The organism is Candidatus Nanohalobium constans, from assembly GCF_009617975.1.
Classification (GTDB): Archaea; Nanohalarchaeota; Nanosalinia; order Nanosalinales; family Nanosalinaceae; genus Nanohalobium; species Nanohalobium constans.
In genome coordinates, this window is record NZ_CP040089.1 from 249,588 (window position 1) to 266,361 (window position 16,774).

Annotated in this window: 26 protein-coding genes and 1 tRNA gene; 7 read left to right on the plus strand and 20 right to left on the minus strand. The window is 43.0% G+C overall.

The annotated features are described in order from the left end of the window. Positions 1-39: 39 nt before the first annotated feature. The 4 genes from LC1Nh_RS01485 to LC1Nh_RS01500 form a co-directional block, all read right to left on the minus strand. Positions 40-1,440 carry a bifunctional DNA primase/polymerase gene (locus LC1Nh_RS01485; protein ID WP_153549936.1) on the minus strand — a complete coding sequence of 467 codons (1,401 nt, stop codon included), beginning with the start codon at positions 1,438-1,440 and terminating at the stop codon, positions 40-42. A gap of 31 nt (positions 1,441-1,471) precedes the next feature. Beyond that, a complete protein-coding gene (locus tag LC1Nh_RS01490) occupies positions 1,472-1,888 on the minus strand; it encodes an NUDIX domain-containing protein (protein WP_153549937.1) in 417 nt (138 codons plus the stop codon). Positions 1,889-1,959: 71 nt separating this feature from the next. Further along, positions 1,960-2,715 (minus strand): proliferating cell nuclear antigen (pcna), encoded by a 756-nt coding sequence (gene pcn / locus LC1Nh_RS01495; RefSeq protein ID WP_153549938.1) that lies wholly within the window; start codon positions 2,713-2,715, stop codon positions 1,960-1,962. A 14-nt stretch (positions 2,716-2,729) separates the two neighbouring features. After that, positions 2,730-3,059, minus strand: coding sequence for a replication protein RepA (locus LC1Nh_RS01500; protein WP_153549939.1), 330 nt, complete (start codon positions 3,057-3,059; stop codon positions 2,730-2,732). A gap of 198 nt (positions 3,060-3,257) precedes the next feature. Here LC1Nh_RS01500 and LC1Nh_RS01505 point away from each other — a divergent pair, with 198 nt between their 5' ends. Then, positions 3,258-3,803 (plus strand): hypothetical protein, encoded by a 546-nt coding sequence (locus LC1Nh_RS01505; RefSeq protein ID WP_153549940.1) that lies wholly within the window; start codon positions 3,258-3,260, stop codon positions 3,801-3,803. Positions 3,804-3,807: 4 nt separating this feature from the next. On the opposite strand, the gene LC1Nh_RS01510 is transcribed toward LC1Nh_RS01505, so the two are convergent. Together LC1Nh_RS01510 and LC1Nh_RS01515 are read right to left on the minus strand one after the other, a co-directional pair. Next, positions 3,808-4,140, minus strand: a complete 333-nt coding sequence (locus tag LC1Nh_RS01510) for a transcription factor S (protein WP_153549941.1) — start codon at positions 4,138-4,140, stop codon at positions 3,808-3,810. 48 nt (positions 4,141-4,188) lie between these two features. After that, positions 4,189-4,914, minus strand: coding sequence for a signal peptidase I (locus LC1Nh_RS01515; protein WP_153549942.1), 726 nt, complete (start codon positions 4,912-4,914; stop codon positions 4,189-4,191). A gap of 82 nt (positions 4,915-4,996) precedes the next feature. Between LC1Nh_RS01515 and LC1Nh_RS01520 the strand changes: the two genes are divergently transcribed. Continuing rightward, positions 4,997-5,170: a hypothetical protein gene (locus LC1Nh_RS01520; RefSeq protein ID WP_153549943.1), complete on the plus strand. Its 174-nt coding sequence runs from the start codon at positions 4,997-4,999 to the stop codon at positions 5,168-5,170. On the opposite strand, the gene LC1Nh_RS01525 is transcribed toward LC1Nh_RS01520, so the two are convergent. The 5 genes from LC1Nh_RS01525 to LC1Nh_RS01545 all read right to left on the minus strand — a co-directional run bounded on the left by LC1Nh_RS01525 (position 5,164) and on the right by LC1Nh_RS01545 (position 6,991). Further along, a complete protein-coding gene (locus tag LC1Nh_RS01525) occupies positions 5,164-5,421 on the minus strand; it encodes a type II toxin-antitoxin system RelE family toxin (protein WP_153549944.1) in 258 nt (85 codons plus the stop codon). The two genes, LC1Nh_RS01520 and LC1Nh_RS01525, sit on opposite strands and share 7 nt — an antisense overlap. A gap of 98 nt (positions 5,422-5,519) precedes the next feature. Next, positions 5,520-5,762: an RpoL/Rpb11 RNA polymerase subunit family protein gene (locus LC1Nh_RS01530; RefSeq protein ID WP_153549945.1), complete on the minus strand. Its 243-nt coding sequence runs from the start codon at positions 5,760-5,762 to the stop codon at positions 5,520-5,522. 6 nt (positions 5,763-5,768) lie between these two features. Then, positions 5,769-6,362, minus strand: a complete 594-nt coding sequence (locus LC1Nh_RS01535; protein ID WP_153549946.1) for an METTL5 family protein — start codon at positions 6,360-6,362, stop codon at positions 5,769-5,771. Next, positions 6,359-6,760, minus strand: coding sequence for a type II toxin-antitoxin system VapC family toxin (locus tag LC1Nh_RS01540; RefSeq protein ID WP_153549947.1), 402 nt, complete (start codon positions 6,758-6,760; stop codon positions 6,359-6,361). The genes LC1Nh_RS01535 and LC1Nh_RS01540 overlap by 4 nt, the downstream gene beginning before the upstream one ends. Next, entirely contained in the window at positions 6,761-6,991 is a 231-nt protein-coding gene (locus LC1Nh_RS01545) for a hypothetical protein (RefSeq protein ID WP_153549948.1), read from the minus strand. Positions 6,992-7,095: 104 nt separating this feature from the next. Between LC1Nh_RS01545 and LC1Nh_RS01550 the strand changes: the two genes are divergently transcribed. Continuing rightward, positions 7,096-8,718: a DEAD/DEAH box helicase gene (locus LC1Nh_RS01550; RefSeq protein WP_153549949.1), complete on the plus strand. Its 1,623-nt coding sequence runs from the start codon at positions 7,096-7,098 to the stop codon at positions 8,716-8,718. 27 nt (positions 8,719-8,745) lie between these two features. Here LC1Nh_RS01550 and LC1Nh_RS01555 read toward each other — a convergent pair whose 3' ends face one another. The 6 genes from LC1Nh_RS01555 to LC1Nh_RS01580 form a co-directional block, all read right to left on the minus strand. Further along, on the minus strand, positions 8,746-9,228 hold the full coding sequence (locus LC1Nh_RS01555) for a signal peptidase I (RefSeq protein ID WP_153549950.1): 483 nt from the start codon (positions 9,226-9,228) through the stop codon (positions 8,746-8,748). Further along, positions 9,228-9,536, minus strand: a complete 309-nt coding sequence (locus LC1Nh_RS01560) for a hypothetical protein (RefSeq protein ID WP_153549951.1) — start codon at positions 9,534-9,536, stop codon at positions 9,228-9,230. The genes LC1Nh_RS01555 and LC1Nh_RS01560 overlap by 1 nt, the downstream gene beginning before the upstream one ends. 136 nt (positions 9,537-9,672) lie before the next feature. Continuing rightward, positions 9,673-11,160, minus strand: a complete 1,488-nt coding sequence (locus LC1Nh_RS01565) for a TasA family protein (RefSeq protein WP_153549952.1) — start codon at positions 11,158-11,160, stop codon at positions 9,673-9,675. Between the two features lie 232 nt (positions 11,161-11,392). After that, a complete protein-coding gene (locus tag LC1Nh_RS01570) occupies positions 11,393-11,572 on the minus strand; it encodes a hypothetical protein (protein WP_153549953.1) in 180 nt (59 codons plus the stop codon). A 119-nt stretch (positions 11,573-11,691) separates the two neighbouring features. Beyond that, on the minus strand, positions 11,692-12,006 hold the full coding sequence (locus LC1Nh_RS01575) for a winged helix DNA-binding protein (protein ID WP_153549954.1): 315 nt from the start codon (positions 12,004-12,006) through the stop codon (positions 11,692-11,694). A 2-nt stretch (positions 12,007-12,008) separates the two neighbouring features. Next, positions 12,009-12,620: a hypothetical protein gene (locus LC1Nh_RS01580; protein ID WP_153549955.1), complete on the minus strand. Its 612-nt coding sequence runs from the start codon at positions 12,618-12,620 to the stop codon at positions 12,009-12,011. A 232-nt stretch (positions 12,621-12,852) separates the two neighbouring features. Here LC1Nh_RS01580 and LC1Nh_RS01585 point away from each other — a divergent pair, with 232 nt between their 5' ends. Genes LC1Nh_RS01585 through LC1Nh_RS01595 form a run of 3 tightly spaced genes read left to right on the plus strand, consistent with a single transcriptional unit; the run spans position 12,853 to position 15,448 of the window. After that, positions 12,853-13,839, plus strand: a complete 987-nt coding sequence (locus LC1Nh_RS01585; RefSeq protein ID WP_153549956.1) for an ABC transporter ATP-binding protein — start codon at positions 12,853-12,855, stop codon at positions 13,837-13,839. 6 nt (positions 13,840-13,845) lie between these two features. Continuing rightward, the gene (locus LC1Nh_RS01590; protein ID WP_153549957.1) at positions 13,846-14,628 is read left to right on the plus strand and encodes an ABC transporter permease; all 783 of its coding nucleotides are present in this window, start codon (positions 13,846-13,848) and stop codon (positions 14,626-14,628) included. A gap of 7 nt (positions 14,629-14,635) precedes the next feature. Further along, on the plus strand, positions 14,636-15,448 hold the full coding sequence (locus tag LC1Nh_RS01595; protein ID WP_153549958.1) for an ABC transporter permease: 813 nt from the start codon (positions 14,636-14,638) through the stop codon (positions 15,446-15,448). Here the strand turns inward: LC1Nh_RS01595 and LC1Nh_RS01600 are convergent. The 3 genes from LC1Nh_RS01600 to LC1Nh_RS01610 all read right to left on the minus strand — a co-directional run bounded on the left by LC1Nh_RS01600 (position 15,431) and on the right by LC1Nh_RS01610 (position 16,580). After that, positions 15,431-15,763, minus strand: a complete 333-nt coding sequence (locus tag LC1Nh_RS01600; protein WP_153549959.1) for a hypothetical protein — start codon at positions 15,761-15,763, stop codon at positions 15,431-15,433. The genes LC1Nh_RS01595 and LC1Nh_RS01600 overlap by 18 nt on opposite strands. Positions 15,764-15,845: 82 nt before the next feature. Next, on the minus strand, positions 15,846-16,379 hold the full coding sequence (locus tag LC1Nh_RS01605) for an inorganic diphosphatase (RefSeq protein WP_153549960.1): 534 nt from the start codon (positions 16,377-16,379) through the stop codon (positions 15,846-15,848). Positions 16,380-16,424: 45 nt separating this feature from the next. Beyond that, positions 16,425-16,580, minus strand: a complete 156-nt coding sequence (locus LC1Nh_RS01610) for a hypothetical protein (protein WP_153549961.1) — start codon at positions 16,578-16,580, stop codon at positions 16,425-16,427. A gap of 80 nt (positions 16,581-16,660) precedes the next feature. On the opposite strand from LC1Nh_RS01610, the gene LC1Nh_RS01615 reads away from it, so the two are divergent. Then, positions 16,661-16,734: transfer RNA gene (locus LC1Nh_RS01615), tRNA-Val, on the plus strand. Positions 16,735-16,774 lie beyond the last annotated feature (40 nt).

Below are 16,774 nucleotides of genomic sequence, written 5' to 3' on the forward strand. Positions count from 1 at the left end.
CTCTATTTAGACCTGTCTATCAAATTCTTTTAATCGGTTTTATGAGATCTTTTTGACATCTCCTTCGCTGTCACATTTCTGCACATGTTTCTTATAGTAGCTTTCCATCTCGTACTCCTTGCCACAGTAAGGACACTCCAAATCTTTCTCTTCATCCTCCGTGTCGCCGCTGCCACTGAATTCTTCATTATCGCTCTTCCGTGCTTCTTTGAATGCGTAGCTGACAGGGTTTGGGACATCTTCTTCTTTTCGTGTTCCTTCGTATACCTGCATGTCTTTGTAGTATCCGTTTGAGTCGTAGTTCGGTGGAGGTACATCTTCCTCTCTGTTCCTATGCCAGTTCAACTGAGACTTGACATAAGCCTCTCTGAGTGCTTCCTTATTTCGATCATTCCACTCCCAGATCTTCTGCTCGATCTCACTCCATCCGTAACCTACACAGCGCAGGAAGTTGATGAGGATGAACAAACCTCTCTTCCTGCCATCATCTAGGCCTTCCAGAATATTGTTGATTGTTGGCGGGAAGTATTTCTCCGGTACTGCACTATCAGGTCTCTCAAACTCTTTGTCGTCGTCAAAACGCTTTTCCTTTTTCTCCTCTCTTCTCTCTTCGATGAAGTCCATGGCTTGAATTGCTAGGTTGGCGGCCTCGTTTTCTTCATACTCTTTGAGGAAGCTGTGCTCGAATTCGATGTTCTCCATTTTTGCCTCTTCCTTCTCGAATCCTTCAATGTTTTCTGGCTCGATTGGTTTGGATACAAGCCAGGATCCGTCGTGAAGGCTGTAGGGCATTCTGAAGAGGTGGCGTTGACCCCAGTCATTCTCTAAATCCGCTACTTGGTATGGATCAAGTCCGTTGTCGGTCTGCATATCTTCTTTAAATCCGTATTCTTCTACTTTTTGAGTCAGTTCTTCTTTCAGGTTTTTTCGGATGTAGTCCACTATCCCACGACCAAGGTTAGGATATAGATCTGTGAAGCTTTCGCCGCCGACTTCCTCTGGAAAGGCTTCACCTCTAACTCCGATGTGAAAACCTCTATTACCGGAAAACTTCACGCTAATATTATTTATTCCATGCTGTCTTAGTTCTTCTACTACTAGAAGGGCTGCCTCTTTGGAAAGTTCAAAGCTTTCATCACAGTCGATATCTATAACCATATCCCAGTTTTCTCGGAGGTCGTCTAGGTTTGAGACATTGTCGATGAGAAGCGGGTTTCTCCATCTCTCTACAGAACTGTGGAATGCTACTGCACCGTTGTTTACAAAATCTAGGAAGTCGCCGGGAAAGTTTATTGCGTCCGGCCTTTTGCCGTATCCGTTTGGGTATGTTGGGGCTACTTCACGGTACTGAGCAGTCTCAACAAATATTTCGACGAGTTCGTCCTGCTCGTAGTACTGTCTGATCTTCCAGTCCTGTGGTTTTTCCCCGATTTCCCCCATAGTTGAATTTGGCTTGGTAACTCCTAAATTGTTAGTCCTTCTCCAAGTAATTTCTGATGAAATCTGCTGTGCTATTATTGAGATTAATGCTGTTTAGAGCTTCTCTAGGATCAATCCACTTATACTCTACTGCCTCCCTCTGATCCAGTTCGACATCTTCACTCTCAGCCCTACAGACAAAGTTCAAGAAGATGAAATGGGTATCTCTTTCAAAATCGTCGGGATTGCCGCCATCTTTTACCTCAAGAAACTCTATATCAGTTACCTCTAGATTAGTTTCTTCCCTAATCTCTTTTCTGATAGTCTCTTTCATTGAGTCGCCTTTCTCTACTTTTCCGCCGGGAACAAGCCACTGGTTCTCCCACTTTGGAGACTTCATCAAGAAAATCTCATTTCTATCGTTTAGAATAAGTGCTCCTGTTGCCGGAACTGCGTATTCTTCCGTCATGGAATATGCTTAGGAGATAAATCTCAAATTACTTCTGGCTTAGAAATAGGAAAAAGCAATAAAAGAAAAATTTAGTCCTCTTCAATTCTTGGAGCGAGCACAAAGTTCAGGTCTACCTGATCAGGCTGTGTGAACTCCATCCTCATTGGGAAGTCCTGTCCAAGTTTGACTGTTACTGTGTCTGCTAGTTTTTTGGCTCCGATCATTTTCGAGAGATAGTCCAGGCTGAACATTGATTTGGCGTCGCTGCCGCTCATTTCGTGGACTCCTTCTGCTCCGGATTCTACTGTGAAGTCTACTCCGGATTGGTCTCCTTCTGCTGAGATATTTAGTGAATCTCCATCTGCTGTGATGGTTACTGCATCGCTTACTACCATTGCGTCTTTGATTGCTCCTTCCAGCACTGATGTGTCTAGATCTGTGTTGAATGTGAACTGGTCTAGGTCTCCGACTGAAGGAATATCGTCTTCTGATAGGTTTAGTATTGGTAGTGAGAAGTCTCTTGTGGAGTTGTTAACCATTTCTATTTTGAATTTACTGGTGTCTTCGTCGACTGATAGTGTGATTGTGTCTCCGCTGTTGGCTCTGCGTAGGATGCTGTATAGGTTTTCGATGTTGAGTCCTACTTTGGTTTCTTCGTTGATTTCGTATGTTTCGAATACTTCTTCTTTGAGTGTGAAGTCGACTAATCCGACCATCGCAGGGTCAGCTGCTACTAGCTGGATTCCGTCCTCTGTCAGCTGGAATAGTCCCTCGCTGATGAGGTCGCTGATGGTTTTCATTGAGTCTTTGAGAAGTCCGACTTCTTCTATTTCTGCTTTGAACATTTTGACCACTTATGTTACTCGGTAGTGTTAACTACTTTTTTAACTCTGTCGTGGAGTTCTTGATCGATGTCTGAGAAGTCCTGTACGATCTCTCCCTGAATCTCAAAGCTGTCAGGTGTCGGCAGAACTCGTCCTAGGACTCGGATTCTCTGGCTTTCTTCCAGGTCTTCCATATCTTCTTCCTCTAGGAATACTTCAACTGTCCCTGAGCCGTCGTCCAGGCTGACTGAGTCGTCTTCTTTCGAAAGAACTGTCCCGGTTATCCTTACTCTGATATCGCTTTGTGGGTCGATCTCATCTATTTTTTTCGGCCTTGCCGGCGCTCTTCTTTGGTCTTCTGGCATGTAAGAATTATCTGTCTAAAATGTTTTAACTTCCAGTGCACAATCCTTCAGATCGAGCTTAGGAGGATTGCATAGACTAGTCCTAGAAACAGTGCTAGGGCAGAATCGGTTTTCGCAAGCCATATTCAGTAGTGTTTTTCGAATGTTTTGAATATGGTTCTCGAAGGTTTGAAATACAGGTTTTACCAAATAACTTCTATGGATTTTTTGGGTAAGGAAGGTGAGAAGGCGGCAGAAGCTGTGGAGAACTTGTCGGAGAGAATTGAGGATTTGGAGTCTCACCTGAATGCTCTTGATAATGCGGTTCAGGATACTAAGGAGGAATCTCGTGAAACTGATTTGAAAGTGTCTAGAGAAAATAGAGAGCGGCTTATACAGCTGGAAGAAATGGTTAAGAAATTGACGGATATCCAGAAGAAAAACTTGGATGATGTTAACTCTGAGAGAAGTAGACAGTCTCGTATAGAGGCGAAGATTGATAGAGTTAAGGAACAGATGAATGATGTTGAGGAAGGTCAGGCAGAGCTTAGATCGCGTGTAGAGAAAGTTGAGGATAAGCTTTTCAGTATGGAAAGAGAGTTAGGTTCGGAGATAGAGCTTAACCAAAGTAGGATAGACTCTAAGATATCTGAATCTCAATTTGAGAGTGAGAAAAAGGATTTAAAGACTCAGATTAGCCGTTTAAAGACTTCTCTGAATGCTATCGCTGATGAGCTTGATGATGGAAAGATAAGAGTAGAATAAATTTTTAGTCGTATTCTTTGTGCACATTTCCACAGTCTGTACATCTGTAGAACCTTGTTGGCGGTTCGTCCGATGCTCGTGTCTGTTCCATCCAGAATTCGTGTTCCATGTTTCCACATGCAGGACATTCCTTCTCGGTTGTGGGATGTGTGCTTTCTTCTGCATCGCCTTCGTTGACATTCAGGCGGTCCATTGGGTCTTCTTCTTTTTCTTCTGTTACTTTCATGTCGTCAGCGTCTACATCTTGGTATTCGCCGCAGCTCCGACACTGCATAACTGATTCGCCATTTTTCTTTTCGGAGACAAGCATGCCTCCACATTCATCGCAGAACTCCATGTTTGCACTAATCTATTAATGAAACTTTAAATAGTAGAAGCCTTTCCGCTAAGGTGAACAAGTCCTCATATTGTCGAGAACCAGAGGTTTATCTCCTTGATATCCAACAAGGTCCATGACGATAAGCTTGACAGCGCCTATACGCGGAATCTTAAACATGGCAGTACCGTGGATCTGGAATGGTCGGACATCTGACTCAAAATCCAGTTGTCTGGAGTTCGCATCACCCTTCGTCTCCAAACTGTCCTCACTCTTACTGATAACTCTATGTACAATAGGTACTGGCTGTCCGGAAATCCGGTCGATATCCATTCCTCTTACTTCACTGCTTTTCTCCGAAACCTTTACATCCCTACTATCTATCCTCAGTAATGCTTGGTCATTACCGTTATTCAGGTCTGGCTTAACCTCCAAAAGACTAACCTCTCCTATAGATGTATTAACCGAGGTATTATGGTCTGGAGAGTTTTCTTCCAGAGTGTAGCCCTGACCATTCACAGTAAAATCAATCCTGTCCGGCACCTGATAGATCGCTATGTCACCAGTTTCAATATTCTCGTAATCCCTGCCTTCTACCACTAGTATATCTCCGACATTGTAAACAGGATACATAGAACACGAAATCACCGAAACAACAGGTCTATCAGTATCAAGAGCAGTACCAGTGGTTTGAATGGTGCCGAACGCTAAAATCAGTGCCAGAGCAAGGAAATAAAACCATTCAAAGGCTTCATTCTCTCCATCAAAAAGATCACTGAAAATTTCTGTAGCCATAAAATTCTGTTGAACACTGATTGTTTAAAGCGATGTTGACTTGGTGAAAAGTGATTTAACTTTTGCTTCGCCTAGTATGTTTATGTCTGAAGTTGAGTTTGGTGATGATTATGTCCGTATTCCCAAGAAGGAATATGAGGCTATGAAAGCCACTATAGAGACATTGGAGGATGAAGAAGTTATGGAACAACTTAAAGCTAGTCAGGAAGAGTCTTCCAAGAATCTTGATGATTTAAAGGAAGAAGTCAATCAGTAATGCTCTTTAGCATCTTCCTTGTGTTTGACAGCTCTTACTTCAACGGTTTCATCTTCTATAGTGTACCAAATCCTATATTTTCCGGATCTCAATTGCCACAGACCGTTTAACTGTCCGCGCAAGGGTTTGCCATACTTCTTAGGGAAGTCTTCTAGTTTCTCCAGTTGAGCGAAAATCTCTGTTTGCTTGTCGCCATCAAGGTTCTTAATCTCCTCCTCAGCAGACTCCTTAACCCCTACACTAAATCCCATGTATAGAAATATCTATTCTAGTTTAAAAGAAAAGTTCCGGTCGAACACAAGATAGATTTAAAAAGAGGTCCGAGGCGTTGAAATAAGAAATATTAGGTCTAGACTTGGTCTTCTAGGTCGTCCATCCATTCTCGGACGGTTTCGATTGCGTCTTCAAGGACTTGTTCTGGGTTGTCGTCTTTGATGATTAGGTTGGATTCGTCTCCTAGTGGGTGTCCTTTGTCGTATCCTGCTTCTCCTTCGTTTTCCCAAACTGCCTTCCTGATTAGGTTGGCTAGTGTGTGGTTTTGCTGCATGTCGACGATCAAGCGTCCTTCCTTTTCAACAGTTTCAAGCTCCATAAATTATCAAGTACTCCTTTTGGTGATTATCAGGTCCACAGGTGTTTCACGGCTTTCCTCAGTGTGAAAGCCGTAACTTGGCGGCAAACCGATTTCGTATTCCTGTACACCTTCTAGTTTATGGTTTGAACTTCGGACCAAACTTTTTATACTGTCACGGGCGCCCCGCGGAGAAATCCCATAAACAGCATCACCAACCTCCAAAGCCTTCTCCCAGAAATCCAACCCAGTATCACTGTGAACAGAAAACGGAGGATTCATCACAACAGTATCAACAGACTTCCCAAATTCCTCAACATCAGACTGTAGAAAATCAATATTGGCTCCTAAATCCTCTGCGTTTTCTTTAGCCAGTTCCAGCGCAGAATCGTCTTTTTCAACAGCAACTACTTCTCCATCAATCAATTCAGCACCGATGCCAAGAATACCTGTACCTGTTCCGAGATCTGCGACTTTTTTACTTTCGATGTCTCCCTGCATATAAGCTGTGAAGACTAGGTCGGCAGCTAAAGCGGGTGGGGTAATGTACTGTTCCAAACTGATCTTGGGGTCTTCAAAGTCTCTTACCTTTGAAAGAGCCTGTTTGAGGTCGTTTTTCATTCTATTAGTTCTCCTGGGGTTACTCTTTCTAAATCCGTATTGTCGAAGTCGGTATCATAACTGATTATGTTCTCTATATTTTCCCTCTTTGCTACTGAATACTGAAGTGCATCGTCGAAGCAGAGGGAAGAGTCTTTCGAGTATTGTGATATCATCACTTCTTCCTTCATCTTGGTCTCGAGGATTTGGATGTTTATAGTCGAGTTTACGCTTTCAAGAAATCTTTTGATAGTATCTGGATTGTCTGCCAGAGTTCCCTGAACTGCATGTATAGTAAACTCTGTCGCTGCTACGCTGATTCTTCCCTCAAAAATTTTTCCTAGTAACTTTTCACATTCATCTGCATTTTTCTGGTCTAAAAGAAGCTCCAGAAAAATGTTCGTATCAATAAGATACATCTAATCAACCTTTTTCCATGCTTCATCCTCGAGCTCAGTCGAGGTTTTATCGCTGTCTATAGCGCCTCGAAGTGCGCCCCAATCAACTTTCTCATCCTGCTCAACCCACTTCTCAATAAGGTCCATCGTCGCCTTCTTGATGCTACCTCGTTTCTGACCATATTCCTCTCTGGCTTTCTGCTTGAACTTTCGAATGAGTTCATCGTCGCCCTCAACCTTCAAAGTACCCATAACAAAGTAAGGTACTTTTGTTCTTAAAAATCTTTTGGGTTACTTTCTGCCAGTAAGATTTCCTCTGTTGAAGGATTTAAGAGTTACTGTCTAACGGTAGAGGCATGCCAGAAGATGAAAACTTGGAGGATCTTCCGAGAGACGAACTTGTTGATAAAATCAAGAATCAGGTAGTGTTTTTCGAGGCACAGCGTGAAATCATTCTTTCACATCCTGACAGCGAAACCTTGAACGAGATATCTTCTCTCTCCCACATGGAGACTTCTTCAGGTGAGCATTACAAGTTTGAGGTCCGGGAAATGGATGTCTGGAACTCAGACAGAAGCCTAGAGGAGATGAAAGAAATCTATACTAGAGTAGTTGGAAGCTATCCGCGTTTCGTCGAATGGTTGGAGAGAACTTACAAGAAACAGGAAATGTTCAGCATCGAGCACAGAGGAAGATATCACTCGCTCGTCGCCGAGGAGCCTGAGAGGATGGAATGGGCTCGCAGCCTAGACAAGGTAAGAAGCAATCTCTCAGTTGATCTATCCGATACAGAGTCTCGGATCGCGATGGGGAGCAAAGCAAGAGCGGAGATCAAACAGGTACTGCTGAAGAAAGGCTATCCTGTTGAAGACAACTCCAAGTTCCGAGAAACAGATGAGAAGATCGGAGCGGATATGGCAGACGAAATAGAACTTCGTGACTACCAGAAAGAGTATGTAGAAAAGGCACACGACAAAAAGGCGGCAGTACTTGCTAACCCGGCAGGTTCAGGTAAGACTGTTACAGCTATCGGGTTGATGGCGAAAGTTGATTCTCCAACGCTTATCCTGGTTCCTCAGAGGAATCTAGTAGGTCAGTGGAAGCGTGAAATCCTAGACAAGACAACTTTGACCGAGGATCAGATCGGTGAGTATCACGGCGATACTAAGGAGATGAACGATGTAACGATCGCTACTTACCATATGGCGGGTGAGAAGACTAACTTATTCAGAGATGAGTGGGGATTGATTATCTTCGACGAGGTCCACCACATCCCATCCAAACTGTTCAGAAAGACTGCTTCACTACAGTCGACAAGAAGAATTGGTCTTTCTGCCTCGCCTGTCAGAGAGGACACTAAAGAAAGAGATATATTTGCGTTAATCGGTCAGGAAATTGGTTCTGATTGGGCACGATTCTTTGCTGAGGGCCATGTTGTCAAGCCGGATGTAGAGATTCAGCTGGTCGAATGGGCTTCCGATCACTACAGACACAAGTATGAGGAGGCGTCTGGTATTAAGAAGGCGATTATTGCTTCGAAGAATCCTGCTAAGAAGCAGAACTTTGAACAGATTATTGACAAGCATGAGGATGAGAAGACGATTATCTTCTGTGACTGGCTGGACCAAGGTGAGGATCTAAGCCAGGAGTATGATCTCCCATTCATCTCTGGGGAGACCGACTTTGAGGAAAGAGAAGAATACTTCGAGAAGTTCAGGAATGATGAACTCAAGACAATCATAGTGTCCAGAATTGGAGATGAAGGATTAGATCTTCCGGATGCAGAGATCGGAATAGTAATGAGTGGACAAGGAGGCAGCCGTAGACAGGCTACTCAGAGAGCTGGAAGAGTTATGCGTCCTTTCGGCGATGCACAGGTCTACATGGTTGCAACCAAGGGGAGTAATGAGGAAGACTTCGTCAAGCAGCAGGTTGAGCTTTTGAAGGAGAAAGGTGTGCCTGTAACGGTCAGTGAGTAGGGGGTTTTTCCCTTCCTTTTCTTGTTTTTATTCTTTTATTTCTTGTATGAGTTCTTTGAGTTCTATTCCTGCGAGTAAGGTGGCTGGTACTACTATCAGTGCTATTTTGGCGAATTTTGTTCCTGTCAGGGTTATTATGTAGCCTAGGTAGGGTATTGAGAATATTTTTTTGCCTACTACTTGTTCTGCGTTGATTCTTCCGGGGTCTGCTGCTTTGTTTGCTATTCCTTTTGTTTTGAAGGTTGTCTGGTTTTCTGAGGTTTCTTTGTTGATTACTTTGTGTGTGGTGTGGATGTCTCCGTCTTTGTATGTTATTGTGTCTCCTTCTTGGATTTTATCTGGGTTTGTGGCTTTGGTGAATAGGACTGAGCCTGTCATTATTTCTGGCTCCATTGATCCTGACTGAACTATAAATCCGTTGATTCCCGGGGTTAACTGGCTTATTCCGTAGAGCATGAAGGGTGTTATAAGTATTAATAGCCCTAATTTAAGGATTATTGAGTCTGGCATTATTTTTCCACCCTTAATTGCTGATGGTACTTGTCTGTTGCGCCGTTAGATTTTTCGACGATAACAGTGATGTTGTGTTTTCCAGGGCTGAGGTTCTGCCGAGTTAATCTGCCTGTTGCGTTTCGTCCATCGTCGAACTTCCAGTGAACTTCTTCTATATATGGTTCTTGTTTCCTGGGAGTGTCTTTGGATGCTTCGGTAAAGCTTCCGGTCACTATTTCTTCATAGCCAGGTTTTATATCCGGACCTATAATTGAAAAGCTGGCTAAAGCTGCTAAAACCAGGGTGCTGGCTACTGCTATTTTCATATATAACAAGTTCTTGCCTAGTTAAACCATAGGATTTGTTATACTTCGAAATATGTGAATAATTGACGTGTTTACAAAAAAAGAAGAAAAAAAAGGGGGAATAGTTTTTTGATGTGTGACAGAGTTCTCTCCGTGTTTACTGTGCTTGGAGTGTTACTTCTTCTGTGAGGTCAAGGTTTGTTCGATCAGGGTTGTTCATGTCTCCTGATAGGACCTGCCAGTTGTCAATTTCTCCGTCGTAGAACTCTTCGTAAAGTTCTGAGTCTTCGTTGAATGCTGGATCGATTGTGAAGCTGAAGTTCTCATCTAGAGGCTTGAATGCGCCTCCGTCTGTTCCTCCTGAGCCCCATGTCCAATCGATTGTCTGAGTGCTGGAGTTAACATCCCAGTTATCGTAGTTGGTGGATGCTTTCTCCCCGTTACTGCTCAGGTAAAGGTCGTCTTTCACAACCCAGTTTCCAGATTCGTTGAGACCTGTGATTTCCCAAGTTGCGGATCCACCATCTCCTCCTGCCTTGTCATGTACTACGACAAAGCTTAGACCGTCAGGTCCGTCGTAGAGGAACATGATAGATGTCTCCTGCTGTTGAAGGTTCTCTGTTCCAGCTGACTGGTAATAAGGCCCGTCTTCTGGATAAGTTGCTCCGTTCTGTGCCTGGTTGTCGTGGTCAAACCTGTCAGGCAGTCTGAAGTCGTAAAGCTCTTCAACTGTCTTGTTGCCGCTTATAGGACTGATTTCTACTTCTTTATCTCCTTGGTTTGCTGTGTAATCTGTTTCATTGTCCTTAGGGTCTTCTGGGTCTTCCGGGTTCTGAGGGTCTTCTGGGTTCTCTGGTTCCTCAGGTTCCTCAGGTTCTTCCGGGTTTTCTGGTTCGTCCGGTTTTTCTGAGTCATCTCCGTTGTCTCCGTCAGATTCGTTTCCTTCTTCTTTATCGTCTGTCCAAGGGTTGCTTGGATTGTCGTTGTGTCTTCTCTGCTCTGTGTAGAACTTGATGTCGTAGTTTACTGAGTCTCCTTGGATGATGTTTCCTGTCTCTAATGGTACTTTCCATTTGACTCCGATATAACCTGTCTCAGAGCCTGGGAAAGCTTCCTTGTCGTCTGTTGAAGGATTGCCGTCTAGAAGCACTCCTTTCTCCTCTCTTAGTTCATCTGCCGTTCCTTCGAAGATAATGTTCTCGTCGTCCTGTCTTACATTGTCTCCGTCGTCACTCCAGATAACGAACTCAAGCTTATCCTGGAGTTCTCCTTTACTGCCACAACTGCCTTCAGCCTCGTGTTCAGGCTCTGTACAGCTGTTATCCCAGTTGGATGTCTCGTTGATGTTCATCCAGATCCATCCAGGGTTATCCTTCAGGTGAAGGCTTACTGTCGCTTCACCGTGGTCTCCTGGCTTGATGTCTTTGAAATCGAAAATTGCTCCTGGGTCATTTGTCAGTTCCTGTGTCTCGACATGTTCTCCGTTGTAACTTTCTTCCCAATCGACCTTGAGATCCAGTTCGCCAGCCTGGAAGCTGTTGTCTGCACTGGTCTCACTGTCGTTAAATAAGGCCATGGTGCTGCTGCCGGCTAAAGCTCCGACTACACCGATCACCATGATAGAAACTAAAATGCGTTTTTTCATTAATTGATACACCTCATGTGTGTTTGTTTCAGGTTTTGAATTAGTGGAAAAGACTGTCAACGTCCCCTCCGTAGAAACCGTTACCTAAACTACTTATAAACAATAATTACAGAGTTAAAGAAGTGAAAAAGGCTAGAAATCAGTGTAAAATATCTGAAAGAGTATATAAGTTGGTTGATTCATGTTTTGTTTTGAAATAAAAATAGAGGATGTGATGTTGTGCAGTATTGTGCTAACTTTTTGTGGCTAAAACTTTTTTAGCATCGTCCTTAATCTTTACTTCTTCTAGTGATTCTCTATATCGTTCGTTAACAGCTGCTAATTCGGTTTCAAATACTGAGCTCTGGTTCATTGGTGTTGGCACCTTGGAATAACTTTGTAGTGATTTTGCTAGTTTCGCTAGAGTCTTCATAGCTCCATTTCTTATTCATGGTATCCTATCTAATCACCTTCATGGCTTAGAACTACTTAACAAGTATTAATCCTGTTGTTACAGAATAAAGTATGGTAAGAACTACAATGGTGCTCTTTTCAATTGTCTTTTAAGCTGTATTCTACCTTTTGGCTGTTGTTCCCATTGAGTTCTTCCAGTAGGTCGATAAACTTGTCGGCAAATTTCTCGCCTTCGGGCGTAAGTTCCAGGATTTTCTTCCTGCCTTCCTTCTTGCTTTCGACGAGATCTTCTTCCTCAAGTCTTGAAATAGTTTTTACTGTGTGTGCATACGTTGTGTCGATCTTTTTAGATATCATGCTGCAGTAAATATCTTCTCTATTCCTTCTGATTGTTACAAGTGCCATAACTGGTTTCTCCTTAAGGAAAAAGTCCTGCATTTTTTCGTCTCCCATTTTTAATCCTCCATTAGCCTGCTAGCTGTTTTACCTTGTTTTTCTACTTGTTTGTTAGGAAATTCAGATGATAGACCTAGAACTATACCGAATACATTCTCTGCTCCTGCGTCTAGTAGTCTACTGGCTCCGTGAGCTAATGAAGTTCCGCTGAGAGAAAGGTTATCGACTAAGATCACGTTCTTGCCTTTGAAATCTTTGACATCGATTGAGCCTTCTAGATTCACTATCTTAGCCTTCTCTGATTCTAGTTCGTGGCTTTCACGGACCTTATGTGTTCTTTCCAGGACCTGTTGATACTGTATTCCGGTTTCTTCCGATAGAGATTTGAGCAGACTCTGCATGTTGGAGTTTACATCGTCTTCAGCATGAGTTGGATAGAGCGTCATCAAATCCCATGACATCTCATCTTCCAGGAAACGAGACTCAATCGTGTTTTTCAACTTCTCTCTAAACTCTTCTTCGATATCCTCGTCTCCGTACACATAGAACCAGACCTGCCTACGAGAAAACTCATCCTCGCCCTGATCCTTCTTGTACTCGCCTATGCCTAGAACCGGAACTTCAGTTCCAAACTCCGAAACCTCGACTTTTCCAAAATGATTTTCTTCCATATACCCATACAAAACCCGCAGATCATTTTAACTATATATGTACAATACTGCATCCTTACGAATAAACATATTTAAGACAGTAAATCAACTTCCACGCACTAAAAACAATTACCCACACATTTCTCACAGAAAAATCTCAGAAAAAATAACTTACAGCTAAAAAACCCTTATTTTTCGCTGCAAAACCAAAACTCCGTCCTGTTACTTAAACATGGCCTCAAACACAAAAACCATGACACTCATCAAAGCAGAAGACCTGTCCAAAAACTTCCGAATCTACCAAAGGGGCGACGGAATCAAAGGATACCTTAAATCCTTCGTCAAAAGAGAGTACGAAGAAGTAGAAGCAGTCAAAGATCTTAATCTGGAGATAGATGAAGGAGAAATGATCGGCTACATTGGATCAAACGGAGCCGGAAAAAGCACAACAGTCAAAATGCTGACGGGAATACTCGAACCTTCTTCAGGAACGATAGAAGTCGACGGCAGAAACCCACATAAGGAGAGGAAGAAAAATGCGATGAACATCGGTGTAGTCTTCGGTCAGAAAACACAGCTCTGGTGGGACCTACCCGTAAAAGAAAGCTTCAAACTCTTGAAAGAAATCTACGAAGTCTCTGACGAAGATTATGATAATAGGATTGATGAGTTTGATGAGGTTCTCCAGCTTTCGGATTTCTGGGATCAACCCGTCCGGAAACTTTCTCTGGGTCAGAAGATGAGATGTGAATTAGCAGCTGCCTTTCTCCACCATCCGAAGATTGTCTACCTAGATGAGCCTACGATAGGACTGGATGTGGCGGTGAAGGAGCGTATCAGAGACTTCATCAAGAAGATGAACCGACAGGAAAACATCACAGTCATGCTTACAACGCACGACATCGGGGATATCGAAGACTTATGCGAACGAGTGGTAGTTCTCGACACAGGAGAGAAAATATATGACGGACAACTAAACTCACTAGTCAACAGATTCACTTCAAGAAGACTAGAAATGGATATCAGAAATGGAGAAAAATTCTCAATAGAACTAGAAGGCATCAAAGAAGTGAACAAAGAAGACGGCCATGTAGAAATAGTATTCGACAGAGAAGAAATCTCAGCCTCAGACCTCATGAGAGAAGTACTAGACAACTACGAAGTCCTAGACTTCCAGATAAAAGAACCAGATATCGAATCAGTCGTGAAAAAAGTCTATAACGAAGGATTGGAGGATTAGATATCTTTGAATATCAAAAAGTATATTGAACTTACTGCTACAGGTTTTAGGACCTCTCTCGCTTACAGGCTTAATTCTGTAGCATCTCTTGCTAATTCTATTATTTTTCTGGCTTTGATGTATGCTTTGTGGAGTGCTATCGCTGCTTCTGGTTCTCTTGAAGGTGGTTTGTCAAGGGTTCTGGCTTATATTGTTCTCGGGCAGGTTATTTCCAGCTCTATTTTCATGAATGTGGAGAAGATGTTAAGTGGGAAGATAAGAGAGGGAACGATAGTTAATGAGTTGAAGAGACCTATATCGCTTCGTTCTCAGATCTATTTTCAGATGCTGGGCATAATGCTGTTTAACCTGGTGTTTGTAGGTTTGCCTATGATGCTAGTTGGTTTTTTATTCCTTGATCTGAGTTTTCCAGGGGTTTTCCGGTTTTCTGCTTTTGTATTGAGCATGTTCCTTGGTTATAACCTGGTTTACTGCCTTTCTTACATTACATCAATGGCTATTTTCTGGACAAAGGTTGGCTGGAGCATCAGAATGATGAGAACCACAGTTCAAAGACTTTTCTCAGGGGTTTACTTCCCTCTTTACCTTTTACCCGCTGGACTTGAATCCTTTTTCAGTTTCCTGCCTTTTCAGTCAATGGTTGATGCCCCTATCACAATATTCATGGACTCAGGGGCTGCATTGGCGCCGATAATAGGAAAGCAGGTTATATGGATAATACTGCTGTTATTGATTGGGGAATTTGCGTGGCTAAAAGCTAAGAAAAAGATTACAGTACAAGGAGGTTGATTGAAATATGAAGTCAAAGTTATTGGTTTTCAAGAAGTATTTGACGGTTTACTGGGTTTATTTCAGGCAGTACTGGAAGACTAGATTAGTTTACAAGACGGACTTCCTTCTTGGATTTACTGCCCAGGCAGTAAGCCTTGCAATGTCGCTGGCTTTCCTTACTCTTGTTTTCACGAGGGTAGAGAGCATTAATGGCTGGACATTCAATGAAATGCTGTTGCTGACAGGTGTAGGAGGATTTATACTGAATCTGCATCACATTTTTCTTTTCAATATTTACAGGCTGGGCGAGAAATTTATCGTCAGAGGAAAATTGGACAGGCTGCTTGTCAGACCTTTAAACCCTCTTTTCCAGATTTACTCAGACGATGTGTCGGACAACAACTTGTCAAAACTCCTGGCTAACGCCGCACTAGTGATATACGCATCGTCACAGCTCTCCCTAAGCTTAACTTTATTAGAACTGCTCTACGCTGTTGGAGTGTTAATTAGCGGGGTCTTGGTTTTTGCAGGAATCTATCTCTTGTTCGCTACTACAGCTTTCTGGACGGGAAAGAGCAAATCTGCTATGTGGCTGGTATTCCAACTCAGTGACTTCAGAAAGTATCCTTACAGCATCTACCAGGTTCCGATACAGGCAATTCTCGTCACTCTCGTACCTCTCGCATTCGCATCCTTCTTCCCGGTAACACTCTTCCTAGACAAACCAGGGTGGGACACATGGCAATCAGCATCTATTATAGCTGGACCTCTATTCTACCTCTTGGCATACAGTTTCTGGAGATACGGTCTTTCAAAGTACTCAAGTACCGGAAGCTGAATTCTCCAAGTAGTTGTCAGCAAATTCCTTTAACTTTCTTTTAGACCGTTCTAGTCTTTTGCCAGTTACTTCTTCAGGGTTGACAACAGCACTCAATTCTTCAGCAATATCTTCATCCAAATTGTTGATTAAAATTGAAGGGTCTCGATAATCACTGGCATTGCCGGTTTTAGGATCAGTATAGCTCTTCGATAGCATATTATATGCTTTAGAGTATTTCTCAACTTCATCTTCTGCTATTAACTCGACTGCCCTGTCGACTTTGCCATCAGAAATTCCTTCCGAATTATTGTTGGAATCTTGAGTGGTTGCCACAACATATTTACTTGAGAAAATTTTAAGTTATCTTTCCAAAAATTCGATAAAATAAGAAAGAGAAAAACCCAGTTTTAATGTTTTATTCAAACTCTTCTTGGTAGAGGTTCTGGCTCTTCTCGATTGCTTCGTGTGCCTCTGCTTTGCTGCCCCAGCCTTCGATTTCTACTTCTTTCTTTGGTTCTAGGTTCTTGTAGGTCTTGAAGAATTCTGCGATTTCCTTCTTCTTGTGTTCGTTGACATCGTCTAGGTCTTCAACATCTTTCCAGCGTGGGTCTTCTTCAGGCACTGCGATGATGTTGTCGTCTTGTTCTCCGTCGTCGTCCATGTAGAGGATTCCGACTGGTCTGCATTCGATGACGCATCCCGGAAAGGTGCTGTGTGTTGTCAGGACGAGGATGTCCATTGGGTCGCCGTCTTCGTAGTAGGCCTTCGGAATGAATCCGTAGTCGCCTGGATAGTTGATTGAAGAGTACAGTACTCTGTCTAGGACGACGCTTTCTTTTTCCTTGTCGTATTCGTATTTGTTTTCTGTTCCGTCTGGGTTTTCGATTACAGCATTGATAACTTCCGGTGCGTCCGGACCTGTTTCGTAGTCCTGCCACTTGTTAACCATTGTTACTCACGAAGAAATATCAGTTGAATATGCTTTTATGGGCTTTCACTCCTTCTGTTTAACAGTAGCAGAAAGCCTGATCATCGACACATCAGTCACTGTCCCACACTCCGAACAGACTACTCTCACCCAGTCAACATTAGGTCTATCAACAGGATTAACAAATAAATCCTCACCGCAGTTCTCGCATTCTGGAGCCATCTAACCTCTACTTACTGTGAGGCTCCGAGTTATTTAAGCCTAACCAAAGAATCCTCAAACACAGGTAAATCACGGTACGAGGGTTCGTGGTCTAGTTGGTTATGACACCGCCTTGACATGGCGGAGATCCCCGGTTCGAATCCGGGCGAACCCATCTCGCAATTAGGCGAGGACTAATAAGCCATGACGAGCAT